Below are 25,929 nucleotides of genomic sequence, written 5' to 3'. Positions count from 1 at the left end.
GTGATAGTCCCTGCCCTAGCCCTTCATCGCGTTGATGTCTTCGACTTCGACAGTGCCGCGGGTGCGGAAATAGACCACCAGAATGGCGAGCCCGATGGCGGCCTCCGCGGCGGCCACCGTCAGCACCAGCATGGCGAAGATCTGGCCCACGATGTTGCCCTGGTAGACCGAGAAGGCCACCAGGTTGATGTTGACCGCGAGCAGCATCAGCTCGACGCACATCAGGATGACGATCACGTTCTTGCGGTTCAGGAAGATGCCGAGGATGCCAAGCGTGAACAGCACGCCGGCCACCGTGAGATAATGTCCCAGACCGATCACCATCACACGCCCTCTCGCGACGGGACCTTGACCACGGTCATGGTCTCTTCCTTCGACCGGTAGAGCTGGTCGGCGACGCGCTGGCGGCGGACGCCGGGGCGGCTGCGCAGGGTGAGCACGATGGCGCCGATCATGGCGACCAGCAGCACCAGGCCCGCGACCTGGAACAGGTAGAAGTACTGAGTGTAGAGCACCTGGCCGATCGCCCGGGTGTTGTCGATCGTAACAGGCGGGATTCCGGCGCGATTGAACGCCTGCACCGTGCCCGATGTCCCGCTGCCCCAGACGCCCAGCCCGAACAGGATCTCGGCCAGCATCGCCGCGCCGATCATCGCGCCGATAGGCAGGTAGTCGAGGAAGCCTTCCTTGAGCTTCGTCATGTTGATGTCGAGCATCATCACGACGAACAGGAAGAGCACGGCCACGGCGCCGACATAGACGATGACCAGGATCATCGCGATGAATTCCGCGCCGATCAGCACGAACAGCGCGGCCGCGTTGAAGAAGGCCAGGATCAGGAACAGCACCGAGTAGACGGGGTTGCGCGAGACCACGACCATGGCGCCCGACGCGACGACGACCGCCGCGAATACGTAGAAGGCTATGGCCTGAAGCAGCATTGTCTTGTTCTCCCCCTCGGCCGGCCTAGCGGAAAGCCGCGTCGGCCCGGAGGTTGGCGGCGATCTCGCCTTCCCATTGGTCGCCGTTCGCGAGCAGCTTTTCCTTGTTGTACATCAGCTCCTCGCGGGTCTCGGTCGAGAACTCGAAGTTCGGCCCCTCGACGATGGCATCGACCGGGCAGGCTTCCTGGCAGAAACCGCAGTAGATGCACTTGGTCATGTCGATGTCGTAGCGCGTGGTGCGCCGGCTGCCATCGTCGCGCGGCTCGGCCTCGATCGTGATCGCCTGCGCCGGGCAGATCGCCTCGCACAGCTTGCACGCGATGCAGCGCTCCTCGCCGTTGGGATAGCGCCGCAGCGCATGCTCGCCGCGAAAGCGCGGGCCGAGCGGTCCCTTCTCATAGGGATAGTTCAGCGTCACCTTGGGCTTGAACATGTACTTGAGGGTGAGCAGGAATCCGCCGACCAGCTCGGACAGCAGGAACGAGCGCGCGGTGCGATCGAGAGAGGCCATGGTGCGTTCTCTCCTAAGGTTTCGGAACCCAGCCGCCGAACTGCAGCACGGCGGCGGTGAGGACGACCCAGCCCAGCGACACGGGCAGGAATACTTTCCAGCCCAGCCGCATCAGCTGGTCGTAGCGGTAGCGGGGCAACGTGCCCTTGGTCCAGGAGAAGACGAACAGCAGGAACGCGATCTTCAATGCGAACCAGACGACGCCGGGGATCCAGGTGAAAGGCGCGAACGGGATCGGCGACATCCAGCCGCCGAGGAACAGGACCGCCCCCAGCGCTGACAGCAGGATCATGTTGGCGTATTCGCCGAGGAAGAACAGGCCGAAGGTCATGGCCGAATATTCGGTGTGGAAGCCCGCCACCAGCTCTGCTTCAGACATCGGCAGATCGAACGGCGTGCGGTTGGTCTCGGCCAGCGCGGAAATGAAGAAGATCACGAACATCGGCAGCAACGGGAGCCAGAACCAGTTGAAGAACCAGCCCGACTGGGCAAGGACGACCTTCGAGAGGTTGAGCGAGCCGGTGCAGAGCAGCACGGTGATCAGGACGAAGCCGATCGAGACCTCGTAGGACACCATCTGCGCCGCCGACCGCAGAGCGCCGAGGAAGGCGTATTTGGAGTTCGACGCCCAGCCGGCGATGATGATGCCGTAGACGCCGAGTGAGGAGATCGCGAACAAGTAGAGGATGCCGACGTTGATGTCGGCGATCACCCAGCCGTCGTCGAACGGCACCACCGCCCAGGCGACCAGCGCGGTCATGAAGGCGAGCATCGGCGCGATGATGAACAGAACGCCGTTGGCGCTCGACGGGACGATCGTCTCCTTCAGCACCAGCTTCAGGCCGTCCGCAAAAGGCTGCAGCAGGCCGAACGGACCGACGACGTTGGGGCCGCGGCGGAGCTGGATCGAGGCCCAGACCTTGCGGTCCACATAAGTCATGTAGGCCACCGCCACGAGCAGAGGCACGGTAACGGCGAGGCACTGGAGCAGGATCAGGATCGCCTGGCCCAGCCAGTGCGTCGTGAGGAAAGTGACGACGGTCGCGACCATGCCCCCTACTCCGCCGCCATCAGCTGCTGACGCGAGGCGACGCATTCGGCCATGGTTCGGGACGCCCGGCTTATCGGGTCGGTCATGTAGTAGTTCACGATCGGCGAGACGAACGGCGCGTCGGTCGTGGCGCCAGCCTTGCCGAACTCACCCCACGCGCCGGCAGCCTGCTGCTCGAGCGCGGCAAAGCTTCTGTTCACCGCGACGAGACGGGCGCGGACCTGTTCGAGCGAGTCGTACGGCAGGGTCTTGCCCAGCCGCTCCGACAAAGCCCGCAGGATTGCCCAGTCCTCGCGGGCATCGCCCGGCGGGAAGTTGGCGCGGAAGCCCTGCTGAACGCGGCCCTCGGTGTTGACATAGGTGCCCGGCTTCTCGGCGTAGGCCGCACCCGGCAGGATGACGTCGGCACGATGGGCGCCGGCGTCGCCGTGATGGCCCTGGTAGATCACGAAGGCCCTGCCGAGCTTCGAGGTGTCGAGCTCGTCGGCGGCCAGCAAATAGACGACGTCGATTTCCTTGCTCTGCGCGCCGGCCAGGATGCCGGCCACGTCGCGGCCGCCGTCCCCCGGCACCAGGCCGAGATCGAGGCCGCCGACGCGGCTTGCCGCGGTGTGCAGCACGGCAAAGCCGTTCCAGTCGTCGCGTACGACGGCGAGGCTGCGCGCCAGGGCGAGCACGGCAGCGCCATCCTCGCGCGCCAGGGCGCCCATGCCGACGATGATCAGTGGGTTCTTGGCGCCCTTGAGCTTCTCGGCAAAACCAAGCTTGCCGTCGGCGAGCTCACGCAGGGTCGCGGGACCGGCACCGAGCCTCTCGACCGGATAGGTGAGATCGACGGCCGGCCCGACGCTGGCGATGGCGCAGCGACCCGACAGGTAGCGCTTGCGGATGCGCGCGTTCAGCACCGGCGATTCCCAGCGCGGATTGGTGCCGACCAGCAGGATGGCGTCGGCCTGGTCGATGCCGCGGATGCCGGCATTGAAGAGGTAGCCGCCGCGCACGCCGGCTTCGAGCTTCACGCCGTCCTGACGGCAATCGACGTTCGGTGAGCCGAGCGCGGCCATCAGATCCTTGAGCGCGACCATCGCTTCGGCGTCGCACTGGTCGCCGACGATGGCGGCGACCTTCTTGCCATCGATACCCTTGAGCCTGGCTTCGATGGCAGCGAAAGCCTCGTCCCACGTCGCCTCGACCAGCTTGCCCTTCGTGCGCATATACGGACGGTCGAGGCGCTGGTAGCGCAACCCGTCGATCGCATGGCGCGACTTGTCGCCAAGCCACTCCTCGTTCACGTCGTCGTTCAGCCGTGGCAGCACGCGCATCACCTGCCCGCCGCGGGCATCGACGCGGATGTTGGCACCTAGGGCGTCGAATACGTCGACCGACTCGGTCTTGCGCAGCTCCCACGAGCGCGCTTCGTAGGCGTATGGCTTGGAGGTCAGCGCGCCAACCGGGCAGATGTCGACCAGATTGCCTGAAAGCTCGGTCGTCAACGCATGCTGGACGTAGGTCGTGATTTCCATCTGCTCGCCGCGGCCGGTCGCGCCGAGTTCCTCGACGCCGGCCACCTCGGCGGCGAAGCGGACGCAGCGTGTGCATTGGATGCAGCGGTTCATCGAGGTCTTGACCAGCGGCCCGAGTTCCTTGTCGGGCACGGCGCGCTTGTTCTCGTGGTAGCGACTGCGGTCGAAGCCGTAGGCCATCGCCTGGTCCTGCAGGTCGCATTCGCCGCCCTGATCGCAGATCGGGCAATCGAGCGGATGGTTGATCAGCAGGAACTCCATCACGCCGTTACGCGCCTTCTTGATGGTCGCCGAGTTGGTCGTGATCTCCTGCTTGTCGGCGACCGGCATCGCGCAGCTCGCCTGCGGTTTGGGCGGGCCGGGCTTCACCTCGACCAGGCACATGCGGCAGTTGCCCGCGATCGACAGGCGCTCGTGGTAGCAGAAGCGCGGGATCTCGACGCCGGCCATCTCGCAGGCCTGCAGGATCGTGATGCCGGCCGGCACCTCGATCTCCTTACCGTCGATCTTGACTACGGGCATCGTCTGCTCCCCGCCCTACTCGGCCGCCAGCTTTTGCGTATGCATGCGGATGCGCTCTTCCATCAGCGGCCGGAAATGCCGGATAAGGCCCTGGATCGGCCACGCCGCGGCATCCCCCAGCGCGCAGATCGTATGGCCCTCGACCTGCTTGGTCACGTCCTGCAATGCATCGATCTCCTCGATACGCGCATGACCGGTGACCATGCGCTCCATGACGCGCCACATCCATCCGGTGCCTTCGCGGCACGGCGTGCACTGGCCGCAACTCTCATGCTTGTAGAAGTACGACAGTCGCGCGATCGCCTTTATGACGTCGGTCGACTTGTCCATCACGATCACCGCCGCCGTGCCGAGGCCCGATTGCTTTTCACGCAGCGAGTCGAAGTCCATCAGGATGGTGTCGCAGATCGACTTGGGCAGCAGCGGCACCGAGGCACCGCCCGGGATCACCGCCAGCAGATTGTCCCAGCCGCCGCGCACGCCGCCGGCATGCTTCTCGATGAGTTCCTTGAGGGGAATGCCCATCTCTTCTTCGACGTTGCAGGGTTTGTTCACATGACCCGAGATGCAGAACAGCTTGGTGCCGGTGTTGTTCGGCCGCCCCAGCGCCGCGAACCACGCCGCGCCACGGCGCAGGATGGTCGGCGCCACGGCGATCGATTCGACGTTGTTCACAGTCGACGGGCAGCCATAGAGGCCGGCACCGGCCGGGAACGGCGGCTTGAGCCGCGGCATGCCTTTCTTGCCTTCGAGGCTCTCGAGCAGCGCGGTTTCCTCGCCGCAGATATAAGCGCCGGCGCCGCGATGGACATGGACCTCGAACTTCCAGCCCGAACCACAGGCATTGTCGCCGAGCAGGCCGGCTTCGCGCGCCTCGCGCACCGCCTCGATAAGATGCTGGGCCTCGTTGTAGAATTCGCCTCGCACATAGATGTAGGCCGCATGCGCGCGCATGGCGAAGCCCGCGACCAGGCAGCCCTCGATCAGCAGATGCGGATCGTGCCGCAGAATGTCGCGGTCCTTGCAGGTGCCCGGCTCGGACTCGTCGGCATTGACCACGAGGTAGTGCGGCCGGTCCTTCACCTCCTTTGGCATGAAGGACCATTTGAGACCGGTCGGGAAACCGGCGCCACCGCGGCCGCGCAGGTTCGACTTCTTCATCTCGTCGATGATCCAGTCGACGCCTTTGTCGAGGAGCGCCTTGGTGTTGTCCCAGGCACCGCGCTTGCGCGCGCCGTCCAGGCGCCAATCGTGGAAGCCGTAGAGGTTGGTGAAGATGCGGTCCTTGTCGGCGAGCATGATCCTCACTCACCTTTCAGCGTGGTAGGGCCACCTTCGGGGGCCGAGGTCTGGCGGTTCACCTGCGGGCCGGGCCTGGGCACTTCGCCGCGGCGGAAGGCATCGAGCACCCGCTTCGTCGAGGCCTCGTCGAGATCCTCGTAGAAATCGTCGTTGATCTGCACCACGGGCGCGTTCACGCAGGCTCCGAGACATTCGACTTCCTGCACGCTGAAGGTCGTGCCGTCGGCGGCTTCCTGGCAGGCCTTCATCACCGCTTCCGAGCCGCGCAGCCAGCACGGCGTCGTGGTGCAGACCTGCAGGAGGTACTTCCCCTTCGGCCGAAGCTGGAACATCGTATAGAAGGTCGCGATTTCGTAGACACGGATCGGCGCCATGTCGAGGAGGCGCGCCACCTCGTTCATCGCCACCCGTGGCAGCCAGCCCTGCTGGCGCTGCGCTAGGTCGAGCACGCCGATCACAGCGCTCGCCTGACGGCCCGGCGGATAGTTCGCGATCAGCTCCTCCACCTTCGCCATGTATTCCGGCGTGAAGGCGAACGAGGCGACCTGCGGCACGTCCTTGGGATCGGCGGTGATCATCGCCATCTCGAGCTTCTCCTAGCGGTCGATCTCGCCGAACACGATGTCGAGCGAGCCGATGTTCGCCGACATGTCGGCGAGCTGGTGGCCCTTCGTCATCATCTCGAGCGCCTGCAGATGCGGAAATCCAGGAGCCCGGATCTTGCAGCGGTACGGTCTGTTTGTGCCGTCGGAAACGAGATAGACGCCGAATTCGCCCTTGGGCGCTTCGACGGCCGTGTAGGTCTCACCGGCCGGCACTTTGTAGCCTTCGGTGTAGAGCTTGAAGTGATGGATCAGCGCTTCCATCGAGCCCTTCATCTCACTACGGCGCGGCGGCGAAATCTTGCGGTCGTCGACCCGGACCGGCCCCTTTACGGTGCGCAGCGCCTTGATGCATTGCTCCATGATCCGCACAGCCTGGTACATCTCCTCGATGCGGACCAGATAGCGAGCGAAGCAGTCGCCGGTCTTGCCGACCGGGATGTCGAAGTCCATGCGGTCGTAGACGTCGTAGGGCTGCGATTTGCGCAGGTCCCACGGGATGCCCGAGGCGCGGATCAGCGGACCCGAGAAGCCCCAGTCGAGCGCCTGCTCGCTCGAGACGACACCGATATCGACCGTCCGCTGGCGAAAGATCCGGTTGTCGTTCAGCAGATTCTCGATGTCCTTGAGGAACGGGTGGAACTGCTTGATCCAGCCATCCATCGAATCGAGCATGCCGTCGGGCAGGTCCTGATGGACGCCGCCGGGCCGGAAATAGGCCGCGTGCATGCGCGAGCCAGAGACGCCCTCGTAATACTCCATCAACAGCTCGCGCTGCTCGAAGCCCCACAGCGGTGGGGTGAGAGCGCCGGTATCCATCGCGAAGGTCGTGACGTTCAGCAGGTGATTGAGGATGCGCGTGATCTCGGCGAACAGCACGCGGATATACTGCCCACGCTCGGGCGCCTGGATGCCGAGCAGCTTCTCGACCGCCAATGCGTAGGCATGTTCCTGGTTCATCGGCGAGACGTAGTCGAGCCGGTCGAAGTACGGGATCGCTTGCAGGTAGGTTTTGTACTCGATCAGCTTTTCGGTGCCGCGATGCAGCAGGCCGATATGCGGATCGCAGCGCTCGACGATCTCGCCATCCATCTCGACGACGAGGCGCAGCACTCCGTGAGCCGCCGGGTGCTGCGGCCCGAAATTCATCGTCAGGGTCTTGATCTCGGCGTCGGCCATCAGCTCTTGCCCTTCTCTTGGGCTTTTTCTGCAGCCTTCTCGTCGCCGGGGAGAACGGCGTGGGCGCCTTCCCACGGGCTCAAGAAGTCGAAGCGGCGGAACTCCTGCTGGAGCTTCACCGGTTCATAGATCACACGGCGCTGCAGGTCGTCCCAGCGCAGCTCGACGAAGCCCGTCAGGGGAAAGTCCTTGCGCAGCGGATGGCCCTCGAAGCCGTAGTCGGTAAGAATGCGGCGCAAGTCGGGATGATCGCCGAACCACACGCCGTAGAGATCGTAGGTCTCTCGCTCGAACCAGCTCGCGGCGCTGTAGACCGACGCCGCCGACGGCACCGGCGTCGACTCGTCGGTCTGCACCTTCACCCGGACGCGCAGGTTGTTCTTGAGGCTGAGCAGATTGTAGACGACGTCGAAGCGCTTCTCGCGTTCGGGCCAGTCGACGCCGCAGACGTCGATCAGCTGCTTGAACAGGCATCTGGGATCGTCGCGCAGGAAAGTGAGTAGCGCGACGACCTTATCGCCTGTGGTCTCCAGCATCAGCTCGCCGAGACGCACCGAAGCCGTCGCACCCGTGGCTTGCGAAATATGGTCGCCGAGCTCCTGCATCAGCGCACCAGCGTTCCGGTTCGACGGACTTTCTTCTGGAGCTGCAGGATGCCGTAAAGCAGGGCCTCGGCGGTCGGTGGGCAGCCCGGCACATAGACGTCGACCGGCACGATGCGGTCGCAACCGCGCACCACGGAATAGCTGTAGTGATAATAGCCGCCGCCGTTGGCGCAGGAGCCCATCGAGATCACGTAGCGCGGTTCGGCCATCTGGTCGTAGACCTTGCGCAGCGCCGGAGCCATCTTGTTGGTCAGCGTGCCGGCCACGATCATGACGTCGGCAGCGCGTGGGCTGGGCATCGGCGCGAAGCCGAAGCGGTCGAGGTCGTAGCGGCTCATCCAGGCGTGGATCATTTCAACGCCGCAGCAGGCGAGACCGAAGGTCAGGCCCCACATCGAGCCAGTGCGCGCCCAAGTGATCAGCTTGTCGAGCCGAGCGACGACAAATCCCTTGTCGGCAAGTTCATCGGACAGCGCGCGAGAGAGCGCGGCTTCGGCCGCCGGACCGGGCTTGGCCAATTGCTGGCCTGGCGTGATCACTCCCATTCGAGCGCCCCCTTGCGCCATTCGTAGATGAACCCGACGGTCAGCACGCCGAGGAACAGCATCATCGACCAGAAGCCGAACAGGCCGATCTCGCCTAGGGTCACCGCCCATGGAAACAGGAAGGCGACCTCGAGATCGAAGATGATGAAGAGGATGGCGACGAGATAGAAACGTACATCGAACTGGCCGCGGGCGTCGTCGAACGGCGCGAAGCCGCACTCGAACGGCGATAGCTTCTCGGAGTTCGGGTTTTGGCGCGCGATCAGGTAGGAGCCGCCGAGCATGGCGCAAACCAAGGCGAACGCGAGGCCGAGGAAGATCAGGATCGGAAGGTATTCCTTCAGAAGAGCTTCCATCGTCACCCCATTCGCCCCGTTTGGGCTTGCCAGCGTTGGGGCTGGCGCGAGCGACGGGACTCGAACCCGCGACCTCCGGCGTGACAGGCCGGCGTTCTAACCAACTGAACTACGCCCGCAAAAGCCCCAAACGGCGCGCGGAGAGATAAAGGACACCCCATAGTGTGTCAAGCTTACCGCACCCGCGAAGGCGTGCGTAAGTGCCGGAATTTCCAGCGATTTCCGTGCAGCCCCCGATCGCCTTCCTGTACGCGGAAGCAAAGTGCGTTCTTGCATCGGCAAAATCCGCCGATTCCGCGCCACATTGTCGCCATTGAACCGCGTGCAGGGATGCGCGAGGTTCAATGATCATGATCGATGGTGGGCGATGACGGGATCGAACCGCCGACCGCTCCCGTGTAAAGGGAATGCTCTACCGCTGAGCTAATCGCCCGGCGCCGTTGGTATCACAGCCACAGGCGAAGCGGGAACTGGTTAGTTGATGGCGTCCTTGAGGGCCTTGCTCGCCTTGAAGCGCGGCACGTTGGCCGCCGGGATCTTGATCTTCTCGCCGTTCTGCGGATTGCGGCCCTCGCCCGCCGCGCGCTTCGAGACCTGGAAGGTGCCGAAGCCGACCAGCAAGACTTTTTCCTTCTTCTTCAACGATTTGGTGATGACCGTCAGGATGGAGTCGACCGCGTTGGCGGCGTCGGTCTTGGTCAGGTTGGTCGAGGCGGCGACGGCCGCAATCAAATCGTGCTTGTTCACGAGCAAACCCCTGAAAATCCGGCAGCCCCAAAGTTTAAGGGCGGCGGCAAAACGGCGTCAACGCTGAATACCAGATTTTGGGGGTTGGGCCACTGCGACACCGTACAAATGGGGCCAAACGCAACAAAGCCCCGGATTTCTCCGGGGCTTTGCAGGTTTGTTTCCAGCTCCTTAGTGGGCGCGGACTTCGGCCGGCTCCACCGGCTTGGGCGGCACCGGCTCGAGGTCGTTCGGCCATTCGATCGCCGTCAGCGGCTTGACCAGCGCCCGGGCCAGGACCTCGTCCACCGTCGAGACGGGAATGATCTCCAGGCCCTTCTTCACATTGTCCGGTATCTCCGGCAGATCGCGCTCATTCTCCTTCGGGATGAGCACGGTCTTGAGACCGCCGCGCAGCGCCGCAAGCAACTTCTCCTTCAGGCCGCCGATCGGCATGACCCGCCCGCGCAGGCTGATCTCACCGGTCATGGCCACTTCCTTGCGGACGGCGGTGCCGGTCAGCGCGGACACGATCGAAGTGATCATGCCGACGCCTGCCGACGGACCGTCCTTGGGCGTCGCGCCTTCCGGCACATGCACATGGATGTCGCGCTTCTCGAAGATGTTCGGCTTGATGCCGAATGCCGCCGCGCGCGACCGGACGTAGGCGTTGGCCGCCTGCACCGACTCCTGCATCACATCGCCCAGCTTGCCGGTGACCGTAACCCGGCCCCGGCCCGGGACAAGCACGGCCTCGATCTGCAGCAGTTCGCCGCCGACTTCTGTCCAAGCCAGGCCAGTGGTGATGCCGACCAGATCCTCGAGCTCGGCCTCGCCGAAGCGGAAGCGCCGGACGCCGGCATACTTGTCGAGGTTCTTGGCCGTGATCTTCACCTTGGAAGTCCCCTTCATAAGGATTTCCTTCACGCCCTTGCGGCCAAGGTTGGCGATCTCGCGCTCGAGGTTACGAACACCGGCCTCGCGCGTGTAGTAACGCACCAGGTCGCGCACGGCATCGTCATGGATGTCGAGCTCGCCCGCCTTAAGGCCGTTGGCTTCGACCTGCTTGGGAATCAGGTGCTTGCGAGCGATCGCAACCTTCTCGTCCTCGGTGTAGCCCGCGAGCCGGATGATCTCCATGCGGTCCATCAGCGGCTGCGCCATGCGCAGCGAGTTGGCCGTGGTGATGAACATCACGTTCGACAGGTCGTAATCGACTTCGAGATAGTGGTCGTTGAAGCTCGCGTTCTGCTCGGGGTCGAGGACCTCGAGCAGTGCCGACGACGGGTCGCCGCGAAAATCGGCGCCCAGCTTATCGATCTCGTCGAGCAGGAAGAGCGGGTTCGACGACTTCGCCTTCTTCATGCTCTGGATGACCTTGCCCGGCAACGAGCCGATATAGGTCCGCCGATGGCCACGGATCTCGGCCTCGTCCCGCACGCCGCCGAGCGACATGCGCACGAAATTGCGGCCGGTCGCCTTGGCGATCGACTTTCCGAGCGAGGTCTTGCCCACGCCCGGCGGTCCGACGAGGCACAGGATCGGGCCCTTCATCTTGTTGACCCGCTGCTGGACAGCGAGGTACTCGAGGATGCGCTCCTTCACCTTCTCCAGGCCATGGTGATCGGCATTGAGCACGTCTTCGGCGTACTTCAGGTCCTTGATGACTCTGGTCGGCTTGCGCCACGGAATCGACAGCAACCATTCGAGGTAGTTGCGCACCACCGTCGCCTCGGCCGACATCGGGCTCATCGTGCGCAGCTTCTTCAGCTCGCCGTTGGCCTTGTCGCGCGCCTCCTTGCTGAGGCCCCTCATCTTGATGCGCTTTTCCAATTCGGAGATCTCGTCGCGACCGTCCTCGGTCTCGCCAAGCTCCTTCTGGATCGCCTTCATCTGCTCGTTCAGATAGTACTCGCGCTGCGTCTTCTCCATCTGACGCTTCACGCGGTTGCGAATCTTCTTCTCGACCTGCAACACGCCGATCTCGCCTTCCATCAGGCCGAGGATGCGCTCGAGCCGCTTCGAGACCGAATCGAGCTCGAGCAGCTGCTGCTTGTCGGCGACCTTCAGCGCCAAATGAGCGGAGATGGTGTCGGCGAGCTTGGACGGCTCCTCGATCTTGTTGATCGAGACGACGACCTCGGGCGGCACCTTCTTGTTGAGTTTCACATAGTTCTCGAATTCCGAGACCACCGTGCGCGAGGCAGCCTGCAACTCGGCAGGATCGCCGGCCGCCTCTTCCATCTCGACGGCGCGAGCCTCGAAGAACTCGGGCTTGTCGGTATAGCCGCCGATGCGCACGCGCTTGCCGCCTTCGACCAGTACCTTGACGGTGTCGTCGGGCAGCTTCAGCAGCTGCAGCACGGTGCCGAGCGTGCCGATGTTGTAAATGTCCTCGGGGCCGGGATCGTCCTGGGTAGCGTTCTTCTGGGCGATCAGCAGGATCTGCTTGTCGTCCTTCATCACTTCTTCCAGCGCTTTCACGCTCTTTTCGCGGCCGACGAAGAGCGGAACGATCATACCCGGAAACACGACGATGTCGCGCAACGGCAGGACGGGATAGACGGTACCTTGGGTGGGGGCGATCATGATGCCTCGCAATCTATACTGTTAGAGCTGACGCGCACCGCAGCCTCGGCCCCTGGATAGGCGACCCGCGGCAGCTAGCCACGCGCACTCGGTTCACAGATTGGCCTGAACGGGGTTTCGTTCAAGCCCTTGGCGGAGGTACCGCCGACGGCTCTCCGACGGCGGTTGCAAAAGCTAGGCCGGTGCGGCCGCGATGCCTTCTTTGCGCTCACCGTGCACATAGAGCGGCTGGGCGCGCCCTTCGATGACCTCACGGTTGATCACCACCTCGTCCACCCCGTCGAGCGACGGCAGGTCGTACATGGTGTCGAGCAGCACGACCTCGAGGATCGACCTCAGGCCACGCGCACCGGTCTTGCGCAGAATCGCTTTCTGGGCAACGGCCTTCAATGCATCCTCGGAGAACTTGAGCTTCACGCTCTCCATGTCGAACAGGCGTTGATACTGCTTGACCAGCGCGTTCTTGGGCCGGGTCAGAATCTCGACAAGCGCCGCCTCGTCGAGGTCCTCCAGCGTGGCGACCACCGGCAGGCGGCCGACGAACTCCGGGATCAGGCCGTACCGCAGAAGATCCTCGGGCTCCAGATCGCGCAGAATCTCGCCGGTGCGGCGGTCTTCCGGGCCGCGCACCTCGGCCCCGAAGCCGATCGACGTGCCCTGGCGGCGCATCGAGATGATCTTGTCGAGCCCCGAGAAGGCACCGCCACAGATGAACAGGATGTTGGTGGTATCGACTTGCAGGAACTCCTGCTGCGGGTGCTTGCGCCCGCCCTGCGGCGGAACGCTTGCGACCGTGCCTTCCATGATCTTGAGCAGCGCCTGCTGTACGCCCTCACCCGAAACGTCGCGCGTGATCGACGGATTGTCGGACTTTCGGCTGATCTTGTCGACCTCGTCGATATAGACGATGCCGCGCTGTGCCCGCTCAACATTGTAGTCGGCCGACTGCAGCAGCTTCAGGATGATGTTCTCGACATCCTCGCCAACGTAGCCGGCTTCGGTCAGGGTCGTCGCGTCGGCCATGGTGAAAGGCACGTCCAGCATGCGCGCCAAGGTCTGCGCGAGCAACGTCTTGCCGCAACCGGTCGGGCCGATCAGCATGATGTTGGACTTGGCGATCTCGACGTCGTTCGCCTTCCCACCGTGGCTGAGGCGCTTGTAGTGATTGTGCACCGCAACGGCGAGGATGCGCTTGGCCTTGTCCTGGCCGATTACATAGTCGTCGAGGATCTGGCGGATTTCCTTGGGCGACGGGACGCCGTCCTTGGACTTCACCAGGGTTGTCTTGCTCTCTTCCCGGATGATGTCCATGCAGAGCTCGACGCATTCATCACAAATGAACACGGTGGGCCCGGCAATGAGCTTACGCACTTCATGCTGGCTCTTGCCGCAGAAGCTGCAATAGAGGGTATTACGGGAGTCGCCCCCTGATTTGGCGGCTGGCATGTTCTTAACGTACCTCCGCTTGGGCGGCCCGCCAACCCCGCGAGCCCGCCTCCAGCGCTATGTTAAACACCCGTCACAGATTGCGACAACCTCTAAATATGGTGTGTCGATCTGCGAACCGGAAACAATTGGTCGCGGGATCTCCGGCTCAGGAGGCCGCGGCCTGGATAGTGGGCACGGGCCGGCTTTCCAGCACGTCGTCGATCAGGCCGAAAGCCTTGGCTTCAGGCGGTGAGAAGAACTTGTCTCGCTCCATCGCCCGCTCGATCTCCTCGATCGTCCGGCCCGTGTGGGTAACGTACATCTGGTTCAGGCGCGCCCGGGTCAGGAGGATTTCCTTAGCATGAATCTCGATGTCGGTCGCCTGGCCCTGGGCACCTCCCGAGGGCTGGTGGATCATGATCCGCGCGTTGGGCAGAGAGAAACGCTTGCCCTTCTGCCCAGCCATGAGCAGCAGCGAGCCCGCCGAAGCCGCCTGGCCGAAGACCAGGGTCGAGATATTCGGCCGGATGTATTGCATCGTGTCGTAGATCGCGAGGCCCGAGGTCACCACACCGCCCGGCGAGTTGATGTAGAAGGAAATGTCCTTCGTGGGATTCTCGGCTTCGAGGTAGAGCAGCTGGGCACACACGAGACCCGCAACGTTGTCCTCGATCGGGCCGTTCAGGAAGATGATGCGTTCCTTGAGCAGCCTGGACCAGATGTCATAGCCGCGCTCGCCGCGTGCCGATTGCTCGACCACCATCGGCACGTAGTAGTTATTGTAGACCTGCAGTGGATCGCGGTCGCGAATCATCGCGGGGCCCCCTTGTTACTATACGATGTAAAAGTGGCAGTGCCGGCGGTCCGGTTCAAGACCACCGGGATCGATCAGGTCGCCGCAGCTTCCTCAGCCGGCTTTTCGTCTACCTCTTCTGCTTCGCGCGCGGCCTTAAGCAGTTCCTCCGGCGTAACCGACTTCTCGGTGACCTTGGCGAGCTCGAGAATGAAGTCCACCGTCTTCTCCTCGAAGATCGGCGCACGGAGCTGTTCCTTCATTTCCGCGTTCTTATTGTAGAACTCGAGCACCTGCCGCTCCTGGCCAGTATAGCGCATCGCCTCGCGCATGACGGCCTGGTTGAGCTCTTCCGGCGTGACATCGATCGAATTGGAGCGGCCGACATCGGCCAGGAGAAGGCCGAGCCGAACACGCCGCGCAGCGATTTCGCGGTACTCCGTCTTCATCTTCTCTTCGTCGTCCTCGACCTTCTGGCCCTGCTTCTTGGCTTCCTCGATTCGCTGCCAGATCGCATTGAACTCACCTTCGACCAGGCCCTCCGGCACTTCGAACTTGTGCGTCTCCGCCAGCTTGTCGAGCAGCTGGCGCTTGACCATGCTGCGCGACACCTGTGCGTAGTCCTGGCCAATGCGCTCGGACACCGCCTTGCGCATCGCCTCGAGGTTCTCGAAGTTGTTTTTCTTCGCAAGCTCGTCGTCCGCCGGCTTCTCCACGAACTCGTGGATCTCCTTGACCGTGCACTTGAAGACCGCGTCCTTGCCCGCGAGGTCCTTGTTGCCGTAGTCGTCCGGGAACTTGACCTTCACATCGACGGGCGCGCCGATCTCGGCGCCGACCAGCTGATCCTCGAAACCCGGAATGAACGAGCCCGAGCCGAGTTCGAGCACATAGTCCTGGGCCGTGCCGCCGGGAAATTCGACGCCGTCGACCGAGCCCACGAAGTCGAGTTTCAGCGCGTCACCCTTTTGCGCGGGGCGCGGCGGGTCGACCGGCTTCTGTTCGCGATTGGCCTTGGCGATTCGCTGCAGCGCCTCGTCGACGTCCTTCTCCGGCACGATGGCCTTAAGCCGCTCGAGCTCAATGCCCGAGAAATCGAGCTGGCCGATCTCCGGCAGCACTTCGAGCGACATCTCGAACTCGACGTCCTTGCCCTCGCCGAACTCGCCCTTGAGCTCGAGCTTCGGCTGCATCGCGGGCTTCAGACCGCGATCCTCGATCGTCTTGGCGGTGCCCTGGTTGACGGCCTGCTCGAGCGCCTCGCCCAGCAGCGCCTGGCCATACTGCTTTCTCAGCAATCCGGCGGGCACCTTGCCCGGACGGAAGCCAGGCATCGACGCCGTGCGGGCCATCTCGGTCACGCGCTCGTCGACCTTGGCCGCCAGATCGCCGGCGGGGATGACGATCTTGAATTGCCGCTTCAGCCCATCGGCTGGGAGTTCCGTCACTTGCATTGGCTCACTTCCATCTCTTCCGTCTGGTGCGGGCGAAGGGACTTGAACCCCCACGCCTTGCGGCACGAGATCCTAAGTCTCGCGTGTCTACCAATTCCACCACGCCCGCCCAACATCGCTCAGGGCCGAATGGGCGGGCCTCTTAGCCCGCGCCCGACGGGCGGTCAATTCATCGCTGCAGCAAGCGCTTCCGGCAGGCGCCCGGCAAGGTCTTCGGCGATCAAACCGGGCTTGCCGAAGCCGTAGGCGCACTCGCCATGGAGCCACGCCGCCGCGGCTGCCGCGGCCAGCGGCGAGAGTCCCCGGGTCATCAAACCGGCCGAGATTCCCGCCAGCACATCGCCGGATCCGGCGGTGGCGAGCGAGGCCGGGGCGTGGACATTGATGACCGCCCGTCCGTCGGGAGCTGCGATCACCGTATCGGGTCCCTTGAGCAGGACCGTGGCGCCGCTCGACCTGGCAGCCTCGCGCACGCGAGCGACCTTGCCGGACTGCATGGCAAGTTCCGGAAACAGGCGGCGGAACTCCCCTTCATGCGGCGTGAGCAAAACCGGGCCCTGAATCGCCGAGAACAGGCGCTGCCGGTCGTCGGCAAAGACCGTAACGGCGTCGGCATCGAGCACGGCGGCACGGTCGGCCGCCAACACAGCAAGCACAGCATCTCGCGTGCGTTCATTCACGCCGGAGCCAGGGCCGATCAGGAAGCCATTGCGACGCTTGTCCTCGAGGAGCCGCGCGATGGACGGTCCGTCGTCGGCGTCGACGATCAGGTTGCCGGGCTCGGCCATGCGGTAGATCGCCGTCGACGCCGACGGCGACGCAATGGTCGCAAGGCCCGCCCCCGCCCGGCGGGCCGCGATCGCCGCCAGCCGCGCCGCGCCCGTCGCCACGGCGCCGCCCAGGATCGTCAGATGGCCGCGGGCATATTTGTGATCGCCGGGATCGCCCCGCCTCAAGGCATCCATCCACAGGGGCGGCTCGTTGCGCCAGAGCCGCGGGCCGATCGCGTCGAGGACCGACGGTGGGATGCCGATATCGACGACCTGCAATTTGCCGCACCGGCGCAGGCCCTCGAGGGAATAGTGGCCGGGCTTGGCCCGGAAGAAGGTCACGGTGAGCTCGGCGTGCGGTGCGGCCCCCATGACCTCGCCCGTATCGCCATGCAGGCCGCTCGGCACGTCGATGGCGACGACCGACAGGCGCTCGCGATCAAGGGCCTCGACCAGTTCGAGAGCCGTGCCTTCGAGACGCCGCACGAGGCCCGCGCCAAACAGGGCATCGATCACCAGGGGCCGGCCCTCGAGCAGTCCGGGCGAGGGATCTGCGACCACGCCCTTCCACTCCTTTGCGGCCCTGGCCGCATCGCCGCGCAAGTCGCTCGCTCCGCGCAACAGCGCGAGATTGATCGGCCACCCTTCCGCCTGGAGGTGCCGTGCCGCCACAAAGCCGTCGCCGCCGTTGTTGCCGGGTCCGCACAAGACCACGACCGGTTGCCTGGGATAGCGTTCGATCACAGCGCGTGCGACAGCCCTGCCCGCCGCCTCCATCAGCGCGCTGCCGGTCGTGCCCGAGGCGATGGCCGCGGCGTCGGCGGCGGCCATTTCCGCGCAGCTCAGCAAAGCGAGTTCGGGCTTCGGCGAGAACTCGTCACTCATGGCGAACGGGGGATTGGGGCGGCCGACCGGAATTGAACCGGCGACATCCAGAATCACAATCTGGCGCTCTAACCAACTGAGCTACGGCCGCCATCGTTGGTACCTTCCCGACGAAGCGCGCCTTCCTACGCTGTGCCGGCCGGAGCGTCAAGAATCAGGCGTCGGTGGCAGCAGGCGGTCGATCGTACGTATCCACACCGCGCCGGCTTGCTCCGTTGAGAAGCCGAAAGTCTCACGCATGCGCGCCCAGCTCTCGAAGTCGGTAATCGCCTCCAACGCAATCAGGGTGCGCAGGCGCTCGGCCGCAGGCATGGGCGCCAGTTCCGGCCGGTACATCAGCTCGAGCCGCAGCCAGACGGCCTCGCGCATCCGCCGCATGCGCATCCTCAGCTCTTCAGAATGGTGGATATTGTGCGCGAGCGCGCGCCAGAGCGGCAGCCACTGCTCGCAGGTCCGGCCGCGTGTCTCGACCTGGGTGCGAATGCGCGTCGCGCGATCGGCGTCGGCATTGCGGATGACGGCCTGGGCATTGGCCTGCGCGAAGGCATGATCGGCGGCGGCGATGCTAAGCGTGAGCAGGTCGGGAAAGCGCTCGAACAGAGATCGCACCGAATAGCCTGCACGCTCGGCGATCTGCGCAGCCGTCGGCACCGCCGGGCTTTCCCGCAGCAACGCCAGGTAGGCCTCGATAATGTATTGGCGCGTGCGCTCGCTGCGTAGTCGGCGGCCGTCGATCTCGACGTTCTTGAGGGAAATCGCCATGGGGTCCGTTCAGTGCGCCGAAGTGGATGGCCGGAGCGCGAGACGACGCGCGATTTCGCGCTGAGGGGCGCGCCCGCCGCACGGGCACGGCCTGTCGACGGCCGGAGCCGGAGCTGGCGCGGTCGACCAACTCAAGACGGTGTCGCCGGCAGCAGGCGGTCGATCGCACGAACCCACACGGCACTCGCTTCTTCGACCGATAGACCGTAGAGTTCACGCATGCGCGCCCAGCTTTCGAACGTCGTGAGCGCTTCGAGCGCCAACGCGATCTTCCGGCGGTCGGAATCCGCCACCGCCGACAGCTCCGGTTTGAACATTATCTCCATGCGCATGATGATCAGCTGGCGGATCACCGTGATGCGCTGATGCAGATCGGGCGATTGCGACGTATCCGTCGACAGCACTCGCCACAACGGCAGCCATCGTTCACATGTCTGGGCGCGCTGCTCGACCTGCGACCTGATTCGTGTCGCGCGGGGGGCATCGAGGTCGCGCAACGCGGCGTCCACGCGGGCTTCTGCGATCGCATAGTCGGTTACGGCGACACGGAGTGCGGTCAAGTCGGGAAAGCGCTCGAAGATCGAGCGCACCGAATATCCCGCCCTCTCGGCAACTTGCGCCGCCGTCGGCATTTGAGCGTTCTCGCGCACCAGCGCCATATAGGATTCCACGATCAGCCGCCGGGTGCGCTCGCTGCGCAGGCGGCGGCCATCGACGCGCGGCGCCGTGCGGGGGGCGCTCTCGCCGTCGGATGGGGTAGAAGTGTCGATCATCGCGTCGTCCGACAATCAGGTCGCTGCGGTTGCATTCGGCGTCGGTGGCAGGAGCCTGTCGATCGCATGGATCCATACCTCGCAGGCTTCGTCGAACGACAGGCCGTGGTGCTCGCGCATGCGCGCCCAGCTCTCCATATCGGTAAGGGCCTCGAGGGCGATCAGGAGCTGGCGTCGTTCGTCTTCCGGCAAGGCCGACAATTCGGCACGGTACATCAGCTCGATGCGTCCAACCGTTGTCTCCCGGGCGCGCGCCACACGCTGCTTGAGCTGGCCGCTCGGGTCCTGGTCGGCAAACTGAAGCAGCACGCGCCACAGCGCAACACCGCGCTCGCAGGTGTGGGCTCGGGTGTTGACCTGCGACCGCACCCTTGTTTCCCGATCGCCGTCGGCGCCGCGCGGCGGGGCCAAGGCCAGGGCCTGGGCAAGCTGGTAGTCGGTCGCCGCCACGCGTAGCGCATTGAGGTCTGGAAAGCGCTCGAAGATCGAGCGTACGGAATACCCTGCCCGCTCGGCGATCTGCACAGCCGTGGGCATCTGCGAATGGTCGCGCAGCAGGGACAGGAACGCCTCGATGATAAGCTGCCTGGTACGCTCGCTACGCAGGCGCCTGCCATCGATACGCGGAGGTTTACTGATCGACGCGCGCTGCAATTCGATATCCACGGTGCTCCGCCCCGACCGGAACTTGCATCGTTGCGGTCACTATGCCGAAAGATACGCCAGAATTTGGCAATAGCAATGCAGTAATGTGCCATAAAATGACGCCTGCGTCGTCTTTTTCCACGGAAAATATGCGCGCATCGTGAATTTCAGTGGCGGCCCCGTCAAAGCCTGAAATAACTGCCCAACCGATCGATTGCAGCATCCAGTGTCTCGTCGTGCTTGCAGAAGCAGAACCGGGCGAAGTGGCGGGGCGCCACCTCCGGCTGGTCATAAAACGCGCTGACAGGAACGGCGGTCACGCCGGCCTCGACGGTGATGTGGCGGCAGAAGTCTTCGTCTGTGCCGTTGAAGCCCAGTGGCCGGAAGTCGGTCGTGACGAAATAAGTGCCGTGCGCCGGCAGAACATCGAAGCCGATCTCGGAGAGCGCACCGGCCAAGCGGTCGCGCTTGCGTTGCATGTCGCCAGCCAGGCCCGAGTAGTAGCTATCGTCGAGTCGCAGCCCGGCCGCCGTTCCCCATTGCAGGTTCGGTGGGGTGGTGAAGGTCATGAACTGATGGGTCTTCGCGATCGCTTTCATCATCTCGGGTGGCGCGGTGACGTAGCCGACCTTCCAGCCAGTGACGCTGAAGCTCTTGCCGGCCGATCCGATGCGCGCGGTACGCTCGCGCATGCCGGGCAAGGTCATGATCGACTGATGCCGGAGGCCATCGAAGATGATGTGCTCGTAGACCTCGTCGCACACCGCATAGGCATCGTGCTTGAGACAGAGCCCGGCGATGAACTCGAGCTCCTCGCGATCGAATACCTTCGAGCATGGGTTCATCGGCGTGTTGAACAGGATGAGCTTGGTGCGGGCGCTGAATGCCGCCGCCAGCTCTTCGCGTGGCAGGCTCCAGGTCGGCGGCTCGAGCCGGACGAGCTTTGCAATGCCCCCTGCCCTGCGCACGATCGGGAGATAGGAATCGTAGAGCGGCTCGATCAGCACGACTTCGTCGCCCGGTTCGATCAGGCCGAACAGGCAGTCGCCCAACGCCTCGGTCGCCCCCGACGTCACGAGCACTTCGCTCTGCCAGTCGACTTCCAACCCCTGGAAGCGCTTGGCATGCGCCGCCACCGCCTGCCGCAATTCAGGCAGGCCCATCATCGGCGGATACTGGTTGTGGCCGTCCATCAGATATTCGGCCGCCGCCCGCCGAACCGCTTCCGGTCCCTTGTCGTCCGGAAAGCCCTGGCCGAGATTGACCGATTGATGCTGCCGCGCGAGGGCCGACATTACCTCGAACACAGTCGTTCCCAAGCCGGACATCAGCGAATTGGCAGTCTTCATTATATGATCTCGCGTTGGTTCTAGATTGAGCAGGAATCAGCCCACAATCCGGCCAATCAGCCTATCCCTGGGGCAGTTCTGCCCTCTATTTCCATCCTACGGCTTGTGGAAATTTGTGGCATAAAAGCTGCTTCCTTGAGGAGCACGGACCAGCCGAGCAGGCCGGACCGGCGTCGTGCGCGGAGTCAGCCAAGCAAATGAAGAAGATCGAAGCGATCATCAAGCCCTTCAAGCTGGACGAGGTCAAAGACGCACTCAACCAGATCGGGCTGAAGGGCATCACGGTGATCGAGGCCAAGGGCTTCGGCCGGCAGAAAGGCCACACCGAGCTCTATCGCGGCGCGGAGTACGTCGTCGACTTTCTTCCCAAGGTTAAGATCGAACTCATCATCGAGGATGATCTGGTCGAGAAGGCCGTCGAGGCGATCCGTACATCGGCGCAAACCGGGCGCATCGGCGACGGCAAGATTTTCGTCTCGCCGATCGAAGACGCCATTCGAATTCGTACTGGCGAGCGTGGAGACGCCGCCGTATGAGGAGCGGCCCCCGGGGGGCAGGGTCAACCATTCAAGAGAGAGGGACGTACGACAAATGGATGCCAAGCAAGTTCTCGCGATGATGAAGGAGAAGGACGTGAAGTTCGTGGACTTCCGTTTCACCGATCCTCGCGGCAAGTGGCAGCATACGGCCCGCATGGCCTCGGCCACTGAGGAAGACTCCTTCACCGACGGCGTCATGTTCGACGGTTCCTCGATCGCCGGCTGGAAGGCGATCAACGAGTCCGACATGATTCTCATGCCCGACCCCTCGACGGCCGTGCTCGACCCCTTCACGGCGCAGACGACCCTGATCATCAACTGCGACGTCGTCGAGCCCTCGACCGGCCAGCTTTACGCCCGCTGCCCACGCTCGACCGCCAAGCGCGCCGAGGCCTATATGAAGTCCTCGGGCATCGGCGACACCGCCGTGTTCGGCCCCGAGCTCGAGTTCTTCGTGTTCGACGACGTGCGCTTCAAGGTCGAGATGTCCGGCAGCTCGTTCTCGATCACCTCGAGCGAGTCGCCATGGAACTCGAACACCGAGTACGAAGGCGGCAATATGGCTCATCGCCCGGGTGTCAAGGGCGGTTACTTCCCGGTCCAGCCAGTCGATTCGATGAACGACCTGCGCGCCGAGATGATGTCGGTCTGCACCGAGATGGGCCTCACCATGGAGATCCATCACCACGAAGTGGCGCCCGCCCAGAACGAGCTCGGCTTCCGCTTCGACACCCTCGTGAAGACCGCCGACAACGTGCAGAAGTACAAGTACACGCTGCACAACGTTGCCCATAGCTACGGCAAAACGCTGACATTCATGCCGAAGCCGCTCTACGGCGACAACGGCTCGGGCATGCACTGCCACCAGTCGATCTGGAAGGACAACAAGCCGCTGTTCGCGGGCTCGGGCTATGCCGACCTCTCGGAGACGGCACTGTACTACATCGGCGGCATCATCAAGCACGCCAAGGCGCTGAACGCCTTCTGCAACGCGAGCACCAACTCCTACAAGCGCGTCATCCCGGGCTTCGAGGCGCCGGTGCTGCTCGCCTACTCGTCGCGCAACCGCTCGGCGTCGTGCCGCATCCCCTACGTCAACTCGCCCAAGGGCAAGAGGGTCGAAGTCCGCTTCCCCGATCCGTCGGCCAACCCGTACCTCGCCTTCTCGGCGATGCTCATGGCCGGTCTCGACGGCATCCAGAACAAGATCCATCCGGGCGATCCGATGGACAAGAACCTGTACGACCTGCCGCCGGAAGAGCTGTCCAAGGTCCCGACCGTGGCCGGCTCGCTGCGCGAGGCGCTGAACTCGCTCGACGCCGACCGCAGCTTCCTCACCAAGGGCGGCGTGTTCACCGACGACCAGATCGACGCCTACATGGAACTCAAGTGGGAAGAGGTCTACAACTGGGAACACCAGCCGGCCCCGATCGAGTACAAGATGTACTACTCGGTCTGAGCCAGACGTGCCTCAGGCAAACGGAAAGGCCGCCCTGGGGGCGGCCTTTTTGTTTGTCATCCGTCGATCGCCGGACGAACCCGCGGCTCGCCGAGCTCGGGAGCGATCGCTGCGATGTCTGAAAAGTAGATCGCGAGATAGCGCGCGATCAGACGCTGAAGCTCGCCGCCCGGCTGTTGATCCTGGTCCGCCACGGTCATCACCGTGTCGGTGGGTGTCTGGGTCCACATCATCGAGCGCGTCGGAGCGTTGGGAAGGCCCGCGAAACTGATCACCCCGAACCCGACCGCATCGAGCGATCGCGCATGCCGGGTGAGCGCATTGTCCAATTCGAGATCGCCCAAGGCAAATCCGAGCTTGCCCTTCGTCCCGTCGGGCATCGACACCTCGTACTCTCGTCCCGCATCTCTGAACATTCCCGGATTCCACCGCATCCGTCGCGCCTCCGTCAATCGATCCGACTTTCGGATCATGGAAAGGCCCGCTTTTGCCCACCCTTCTTTTGTTGGAGGATGTGAACCGCAAAATTGAAGGGACGAGCGGATGGGCTGGATGGACGACGCGATGGTGGAGCTGCGCCCCTGGATCGGGCGCATGCGCACGGTGGAGGACGACCTCGGCATGGTGGCCATCCGACGCGTCGCCGCGACGTTCGACGTCGATCCCGACAGCATCAAGCGCGGCGACGAGTTGCCGCCGCACTGGTTTACCGTGTTCTTCGGCGAGACCGTCGTGCAGAGCGAGCTCGGCCCTGACGGTCATCCCAACAAGGGCATCGTGCTGCCGCCGATCCCCATGCCGCGACGAATGGGAGCGGGCCGCCGGGTCAGGATCCTGGGCCGGCTGCGGGCCGGCGAACCCGCCGTGAAGAAGGCCGAGGTCGCCGATATCGTGCCGAAGAGCGGTCGCTCGGGCGACATCTTCGTGCTCACCATGCGCCACACGATCGAACAGGCCGGCAAGACCGTCGCCATCGATACGTTCGATGCGATCTACCGTCCCGCGGTGCCACCCGGCCAGAAGACGACCGCCACTGTGCCGACCAAGGCGCGCACCGACCAGAAGTGGAGCGACACGATCAAGCTCACCAACACGCTCAACTTCCGTTACGGTGGTCTCACTTGGAATGCGCACCGCATCCACTATGACGGCGACTACACACGCACCGAGGAAGGCTATCCGGCGATCGTATCGAACGGTGGCCTGTCGATGCATCTGATGGTCGACGCCGCCCTCAAGCGCGGCAAGGGCGCCCTCACCGGCTACACTGCCCGCCTCGTCCATCCGCTGTGGGTCGGCGACCTGATCGAGGTGCGCGGCGAGAATCCGGTCGATGGCAAGATGAAGATCTGGGCAGCCGACAAGAACGGCACGCTGTGCGGCGAGATGGACCTGGAGTTCGGCCCAGGGAGCGGCTCGTGAGCGGTCCCCTCGGCGGAGTCCGCGTCGTCGACCTGACGACCATCGTCATCGGGCCGATCTGCACACGCACGCTCGCCGACTACGGTGCCGAGGTCATCAAGGTCGAGGCGCCCGGCGGCGACCTGCTGCGCACCATGGCCGAGGGCAGCCGCAATCCCGGCATGTCCGGCAAGTTCATCAACTTCAACCGTAACAAGCGGTCCATTGGGCTCGACATCAAGAAGCCCGAAGGGCTCGACGCCCTGCTCCGCCTGATCGACAGGGCCGACGTCTTCGTAAGCAACGTCCGGCCGGAGGCGCTGGCCCGCGCCGGCCTCGACCACACGAGCCTCGTCAAGCGCAACCCGCGGCTGATCCACTGCTCGATCCTGGCATTCGGCCGCGGCGGACGGTACTTCAACCGCCCGGCCTACGATCCGGTGATCCAGAGCCTGTCCGGCGTCGCCGGCACCATTGCCCGCGCAACCGGCGAGCCGCGCTTCGTGCCGATGGTGATGACCGATCACACCAGCGGCCTGATCGCCGCGCAGGCGATCGGTTTCGCCCTCTATCGCCGGGAAAAGACCGGCGTTGGCGAGGCCATCGACGTGCCGATGCTGGAGAACATGGCCTCGTTCGTGTCGAGCGAGCACCTGGGTGCGGCGACCTTCGACCCGCCGGTCGGCCCGACCGGCGACGGCCGCCTGCTCAGCCCGAACTACAAGCCGGTGCCGACCAAGGACGGCTACGTTACCGTGCGACCCAACACCAATGCACAGGCTTTCGCCTTCTTCGACGCGATCGGACGGCCTGAGCTCAAGACCGATCCACGTTTCGACAGCGCCGCCTCGCGGACGAAGAACGCCGCAGCCTACTTCGAGGTCCAGGCGACCTGCCTCGGCCACAAGACGACCGACGAATGGGTCGAGCTGTTCGATAAGCTCGACGTGCCGGCGGCGCGTTACAACACGATCGACGACCTGCTGACTGACCCGCATCTCAAGGACGTCGGCTTCTACAAGGAAGAGCAGCATCCGTCCGAGGGCAAGATCCGGCGCAGCAAACTTGCCAACGTCTTCTCGGGTGGCGCGCGAGAGAACGAGACACATGCTCCGCTCTATGGGGAGCACACGCGCGAGATCCTCGTCGAGCTTGGTTATGGCGCCGCAGACATCGGAAAGATGGTCGACGCCAAGGCGGTCAAGATTTCCTGATC

Annotated in this window: 27 protein-coding genes and 4 tRNA genes; 4 read left to right on the top strand and 27 right to left on the bottom strand. The window is 64.1% G+C overall.

Annotated elements, in window-relative coordinates; translation table 11 throughout:
• Window positions 1-15: 15 nt before the first annotated feature.
• The 26 genes from nuoK to ACQY8M_RS24295 form a co-directional block, all read right to left on the bottom strand.
• Window positions 16-324, bottom strand: coding sequence for an NADH-quinone oxidoreductase subunit NuoK (gene nuoK, locus ACQY8M_RS24420; protein ID WP_428660897.1), 309 nt, complete (start codon window positions 322-324; stop codon window positions 16-18).
• Window positions 324-941, bottom strand: coding sequence for an NADH-quinone oxidoreductase subunit J (locus ACQY8M_RS24415; RefSeq protein WP_428660895.1), 618 nt, complete (start codon window positions 939-941; stop codon window positions 324-326). The genes nuoK and ACQY8M_RS24415 overlap by 1 nt, the downstream gene beginning before the upstream one ends.
• Before the next feature lie 25 nt (window positions 942-966).
• A complete protein-coding gene (gene nuoI, locus ACQY8M_RS24410; RefSeq protein ID WP_428660892.1) occupies window positions 967-1,455 on the bottom strand; it encodes an NADH-quinone oxidoreductase subunit NuoI in 489 nt (162 codons plus the stop codon).
• A gap of 13 nt (window positions 1,456-1,468) precedes the next feature.
• Window positions 1,469-2,506, bottom strand: a complete 1,038-nt coding sequence (gene nuoH / locus ACQY8M_RS24405; RefSeq protein ID WP_428660889.1) for an NADH-quinone oxidoreductase subunit NuoH — start codon at window positions 2,504-2,506, stop codon at window positions 1,469-1,471.
• Window positions 2,507-2,511: 5 nt separating this feature from the next.
• Window positions 2,512-4,551, bottom strand: a complete 2,040-nt coding sequence (nuoG, locus tag ACQY8M_RS24400) for an NADH-quinone oxidoreductase subunit NuoG (RefSeq protein WP_428660886.1) — start codon at window positions 4,549-4,551, stop codon at window positions 2,512-2,514.
• A 15-nt stretch (window positions 4,552-4,566) separates the two neighbouring features.
• Window positions 4,567-5,850 (bottom strand): NADH-quinone oxidoreductase subunit NuoF, encoded by a 1,284-nt coding sequence (nuoF, locus tag ACQY8M_RS24395; RefSeq protein WP_428660883.1) that lies wholly within the window; start codon window positions 5,848-5,850, stop codon window positions 4,567-4,569.
• A 5-nt stretch (window positions 5,851-5,855) separates the two neighbouring features.
• Window positions 5,856-6,437: an NADH-quinone oxidoreductase subunit NuoE gene (gene nuoE, locus ACQY8M_RS24390; RefSeq protein WP_428660880.1), complete on the bottom strand. Its 582-nt coding sequence runs from the start codon at window positions 6,435-6,437 to the stop codon at window positions 5,856-5,858.
• Window positions 6,438-6,449: 12 nt separating this feature from the next.
• Entirely contained in the window at window positions 6,450-7,634 is a 1,185-nt protein-coding gene (locus ACQY8M_RS24385; protein ID WP_428660877.1) for an NADH-quinone oxidoreductase subunit D, read from the bottom strand.
• Window positions 7,634-8,239, bottom strand: a complete 606-nt coding sequence (locus ACQY8M_RS24380; RefSeq protein ID WP_428660875.1) for an NADH-quinone oxidoreductase subunit C — start codon at window positions 8,237-8,239, stop codon at window positions 7,634-7,636. The genes ACQY8M_RS24385 and ACQY8M_RS24380 overlap by 1 nt, the downstream gene beginning before the upstream one ends.
• Window positions 8,239-8,784, bottom strand: coding sequence for a NuoB/complex I 20 kDa subunit family protein (locus tag ACQY8M_RS24375; protein WP_428660873.1), 546 nt, complete (start codon window positions 8,782-8,784; stop codon window positions 8,239-8,241). The genes ACQY8M_RS24380 and ACQY8M_RS24375 overlap by 1 nt, the downstream gene beginning before the upstream one ends.
• Window positions 8,775-9,140 carry an NADH-quinone oxidoreductase subunit A gene (locus tag ACQY8M_RS24370; RefSeq protein ID WP_428660870.1) on the bottom strand — a complete coding sequence of 122 codons (366 nt, stop codon included), beginning with the start codon at window positions 9,138-9,140 and terminating at the stop codon, window positions 8,775-8,777. The genes ACQY8M_RS24375 and ACQY8M_RS24370 overlap by 10 nt, the downstream gene beginning before the upstream one ends.
• 42 nt (window positions 9,141-9,182) lie before the next feature.
• Window positions 9,183-9,259: transfer RNA gene (locus ACQY8M_RS24365), tRNA-Asp, on the bottom strand.
• Window positions 9,260-9,498: 239 nt separating this feature from the next.
• Window positions 9,499-9,573, bottom strand: a tRNA-Val gene (locus tag ACQY8M_RS24360).
• A gap of 41 nt (window positions 9,574-9,614) precedes the next feature.
• Window positions 9,615-9,887, bottom strand: coding sequence for an HU family DNA-binding protein (locus ACQY8M_RS24355; protein WP_428660868.1), 273 nt, complete (start codon window positions 9,885-9,887; stop codon window positions 9,615-9,617).
• A gap of 171 nt (window positions 9,888-10,058) precedes the next feature.
• Window positions 10,059-12,455, bottom strand: a complete 2,397-nt coding sequence (gene lon / locus ACQY8M_RS24350; RefSeq protein WP_428660865.1) for an endopeptidase La — start codon at window positions 12,453-12,455, stop codon at window positions 10,059-10,061.
• Between the two features lie 174 nt (window positions 12,456-12,629).
• Window positions 12,630-13,901 carry an ATP-dependent Clp protease ATP-binding subunit ClpX gene (gene clpX, locus ACQY8M_RS24345; protein WP_428660862.1) on the bottom strand — a complete coding sequence of 424 codons (1,272 nt, stop codon included), beginning with the start codon at window positions 13,899-13,901 and terminating at the stop codon, window positions 12,630-12,632.
• Window positions 13,902-14,049: 148 nt separating this feature from the next.
• A complete protein-coding gene (locus ACQY8M_RS24340; RefSeq protein WP_428660859.1) occupies window positions 14,050-14,697 on the bottom strand; it encodes an ATP-dependent Clp protease proteolytic subunit in 648 nt (215 codons plus the stop codon).
• Window positions 14,698-14,771: 74 nt separating this feature from the next.
• Window positions 14,772-16,130, bottom strand: coding sequence for a trigger factor (tig, locus tag ACQY8M_RS24335; RefSeq protein WP_428660857.1), 1,359 nt, complete (start codon window positions 16,128-16,130; stop codon window positions 14,772-14,774).
• Between the two features lie 24 nt (window positions 16,131-16,154).
• Window positions 16,155-16,239, bottom strand: a tRNA-Leu gene (locus ACQY8M_RS24330).
• A gap of 55 nt (window positions 16,240-16,294) precedes the next feature.
• Window positions 16,295-17,785: an NAD(P)H-hydrate dehydratase gene (locus ACQY8M_RS24325; RefSeq protein ID WP_428660854.1), complete on the bottom strand. Its 1,491-nt coding sequence runs from the start codon at window positions 17,783-17,785 to the stop codon at window positions 16,295-16,297.
• A gap of 14 nt (window positions 17,786-17,799) precedes the next feature.
• A tRNA-His gene (locus ACQY8M_RS24320) sits at window positions 17,800-17,876 on the bottom strand.
• A 56-nt stretch (window positions 17,877-17,932) separates the two neighbouring features.
• Window positions 17,933-18,547, bottom strand: coding sequence for a hypothetical protein (locus tag ACQY8M_RS24315; protein ID WP_428660852.1), 615 nt, complete (start codon window positions 18,545-18,547; stop codon window positions 17,933-17,935).
• Between the two features lie 131 nt (window positions 18,548-18,678).
• A complete protein-coding gene (locus tag ACQY8M_RS24310; protein WP_428660850.1) occupies window positions 18,679-19,335 on the bottom strand; it encodes a TetR/AcrR family transcriptional regulator in 657 nt (218 codons plus the stop codon).
• A complete protein-coding gene (locus tag ACQY8M_RS24305; RefSeq protein WP_428660847.1) occupies window positions 19,336-19,986 on the bottom strand; it encodes a TetR/AcrR family transcriptional regulator in 651 nt (216 codons plus the stop codon).
• Window positions 19,952-20,188, bottom strand: coding sequence for a hypothetical protein (locus ACQY8M_RS24300; RefSeq protein ID WP_428660844.1), 237 nt, complete (start codon window positions 20,186-20,188; stop codon window positions 19,952-19,954). The genes ACQY8M_RS24305 and ACQY8M_RS24300 overlap by 35 nt, the downstream gene beginning before the upstream one ends.
• Window positions 20,148-21,314 (bottom strand): aminotransferase, encoded by a 1,167-nt coding sequence (locus ACQY8M_RS24295; protein WP_428660841.1) that lies wholly within the window; start codon window positions 21,312-21,314, stop codon window positions 20,148-20,150. The genes ACQY8M_RS24300 and ACQY8M_RS24295 overlap by 41 nt, the downstream gene beginning before the upstream one ends.
• Before the next feature lie 197 nt (window positions 21,315-21,511).
• Here ACQY8M_RS24295 and ACQY8M_RS24290 point away from each other — a divergent pair, with 197 nt between their 5' ends.
• Window positions 21,512-21,850, top strand: coding sequence for a P-II family nitrogen regulator (locus ACQY8M_RS24290; RefSeq protein ID WP_428660838.1), 339 nt, complete (start codon window positions 21,512-21,514; stop codon window positions 21,848-21,850).
• Between the two features lie 55 nt (window positions 21,851-21,905).
• Window positions 21,906-23,312 (top strand): type I glutamate--ammonia ligase, encoded by a 1,407-nt coding sequence (gene glnA / locus ACQY8M_RS24285; protein WP_428660835.1) that lies wholly within the window; start codon window positions 21,906-21,908, stop codon window positions 23,310-23,312.
• A 56-nt stretch (window positions 23,313-23,368) separates the two neighbouring features.
• On the opposite strand, the gene ACQY8M_RS24280 is transcribed toward glnA, so the two are convergent.
• Window positions 23,369-23,656, bottom strand: a complete 288-nt coding sequence (locus tag ACQY8M_RS24280) for a hypothetical protein (RefSeq protein ID WP_428660832.1) — start codon at window positions 23,654-23,656, stop codon at window positions 23,369-23,371.
• 208 nt (window positions 23,657-23,864) lie between these two features.
• Between ACQY8M_RS24280 and ACQY8M_RS24275 the strand changes: the two genes are divergently transcribed.
• Both ACQY8M_RS24275 and ACQY8M_RS24270 read left to right on the top strand, forming a co-directional pair.
• A complete protein-coding gene (locus ACQY8M_RS24275; protein ID WP_428660829.1) occupies window positions 23,865-24,734 on the top strand; it encodes a hypothetical protein in 870 nt (289 codons plus the stop codon).
• Window positions 24,731-25,927: a CaiB/BaiF CoA transferase family protein gene (locus ACQY8M_RS24270; protein ID WP_428660827.1), complete on the top strand. Its 1,197-nt coding sequence runs from the start codon at window positions 24,731-24,733 to the stop codon at window positions 25,925-25,927. The genes ACQY8M_RS24275 and ACQY8M_RS24270 overlap by 4 nt, the downstream gene beginning before the upstream one ends.
• The last annotated feature ends 2 nt before the right edge of the window (window positions 25,928-25,929 follow it).

The sequence above is a fragment of the Reyranella sp. genome (assembly GCF_965279465.1).
Taxonomy (GTDB): Bacteria; Pseudomonadota; Alphaproteobacteria; order Reyranellales; family Reyranellaceae; genus Reyranella.
This window is presented reverse-complemented; position numbering and strand designations above follow the sequence as displayed.

Coding starts and splice junctions, on each gene's coding strand:
- ACQY8M_RS24340 (WP_428660859.1), bottom strand. CDS start 14,697: ATGATTCGCGACCGCGATCCACTGCAGGTCTACAATAACTACTACGTG.
- nuoF (WP_428660883.1), bottom strand. CDS start 5,850: ATGCTCGCCGACAAGGACCGCATCTTCACCAACCTCTACGGCTTCCAC.
- nuoI (WP_428660892.1), bottom strand. CDS start 1,455: ATGGCCTCTCTCGATCGCACCGCGCGCTCGTTCCTGCTGTCCGAGCTG.
- nuoE (WP_428660880.1), bottom strand. CDS start 6,437: ATGGCGATGATCACCGCCGATCCCAAGGACGTGCCGCAGGTCGCCTCG.
- clpX (WP_428660862.1), bottom strand. CDS start 13,901: ATGCCAGCCGCCAAATCAGGGGGCGACTCCCGTAATACCCTCTATTGC.
- ACQY8M_RS24295 (WP_428660841.1), bottom strand. CDS start 21,314: ATGAAGACTGCCAATTCGCTGATGTCCGGCTTGGGAACGACTGTGTTC.
- tig (WP_428660857.1), bottom strand. CDS start 16,130: ATGCAAGTGACGGAACTCCCAGCCGATGGGCTGAAGCGGCAATTCAAG.
- ACQY8M_RS24385 (WP_428660877.1), bottom strand. CDS start 7,634: ATGGCCGACGCCGAGATCAAGACCCTGACGATGAATTTCGGGCCGCAG.
- lon (WP_428660865.1), bottom strand. CDS start 12,455: ATGATCGCCCCCACCCAAGGTACCGTCTATCCCGTCCTGCCGTTGCGC.
- ACQY8M_RS24300 (WP_428660844.1), bottom strand. CDS start 20,188: ATGCTGCAATCGATCGGTTGGGCAGTTATTTCAGGCTTTGACGGGGCC.
- ACQY8M_RS24315 (WP_428660852.1), bottom strand. CDS start 18,547: ATGGCGATTTCCCTCAAGAACGTCGAGATCGACGGCCGCCGACTACGC.
- ACQY8M_RS24325 (WP_428660854.1), bottom strand. CDS start 17,785: ATGAGTGACGAGTTCTCGCCGAAGCCCGAACTCGCTTTGCTGAGCTGC.
- glnA (WP_428660835.1), top strand. CDS start 21,906: ATGGATGCCAAGCAAGTTCTCGCGATGATGAAGGAGAAGGACGTGAAG.
- ACQY8M_RS24290 (WP_428660838.1), top strand. CDS start 21,512: ATGAAGAAGATCGAAGCGATCATCAAGCCCTTCAAGCTGGACGAGGTC.
- nuoG (WP_428660886.1), bottom strand. CDS start 4,551: ATGCCCGTAGTCAAGATCGACGGTAAGGAGATCGAGGTGCCGGCCGGC.
- ACQY8M_RS24275 (WP_428660829.1), top strand. CDS start 23,865: ATGGACGACGCGATGGTGGAGCTGCGCCCCTGGATCGGGCGCATGCGC.
- ACQY8M_RS24380 (WP_428660875.1), bottom strand. CDS start 8,239: ATGCAGGAGCTCGGCGACCATATTTCGCAAGCCACGGGTGCGACGGCT.
- nuoK (WP_428660897.1), bottom strand. CDS start 324: ATGGTGATCGGTCTGGGACATTATCTCACGGTGGCCGGCGTGCTGTTC.
- ACQY8M_RS24370 (WP_428660870.1), bottom strand. CDS start 9,140: ATGGAAGCTCTTCTGAAGGAATACCTTCCGATCCTGATCTTCCTCGGC.
- nuoH (WP_428660889.1), bottom strand. CDS start 2,506: ATGGTCGCGACCGTCGTCACTTTCCTCACGACGCACTGGCTGGGCCAG.
- ACQY8M_RS24415 (WP_428660895.1), bottom strand. CDS start 941: ATGCTGCTTCAGGCCATAGCCTTCTACGTATTCGCGGCGGTCGTCGTC.
- ACQY8M_RS24375 (WP_428660873.1), bottom strand. CDS start 8,784: ATGGGAGTGATCACGCCAGGCCAGCAATTGGCCAAGCCCGGTCCGGCG.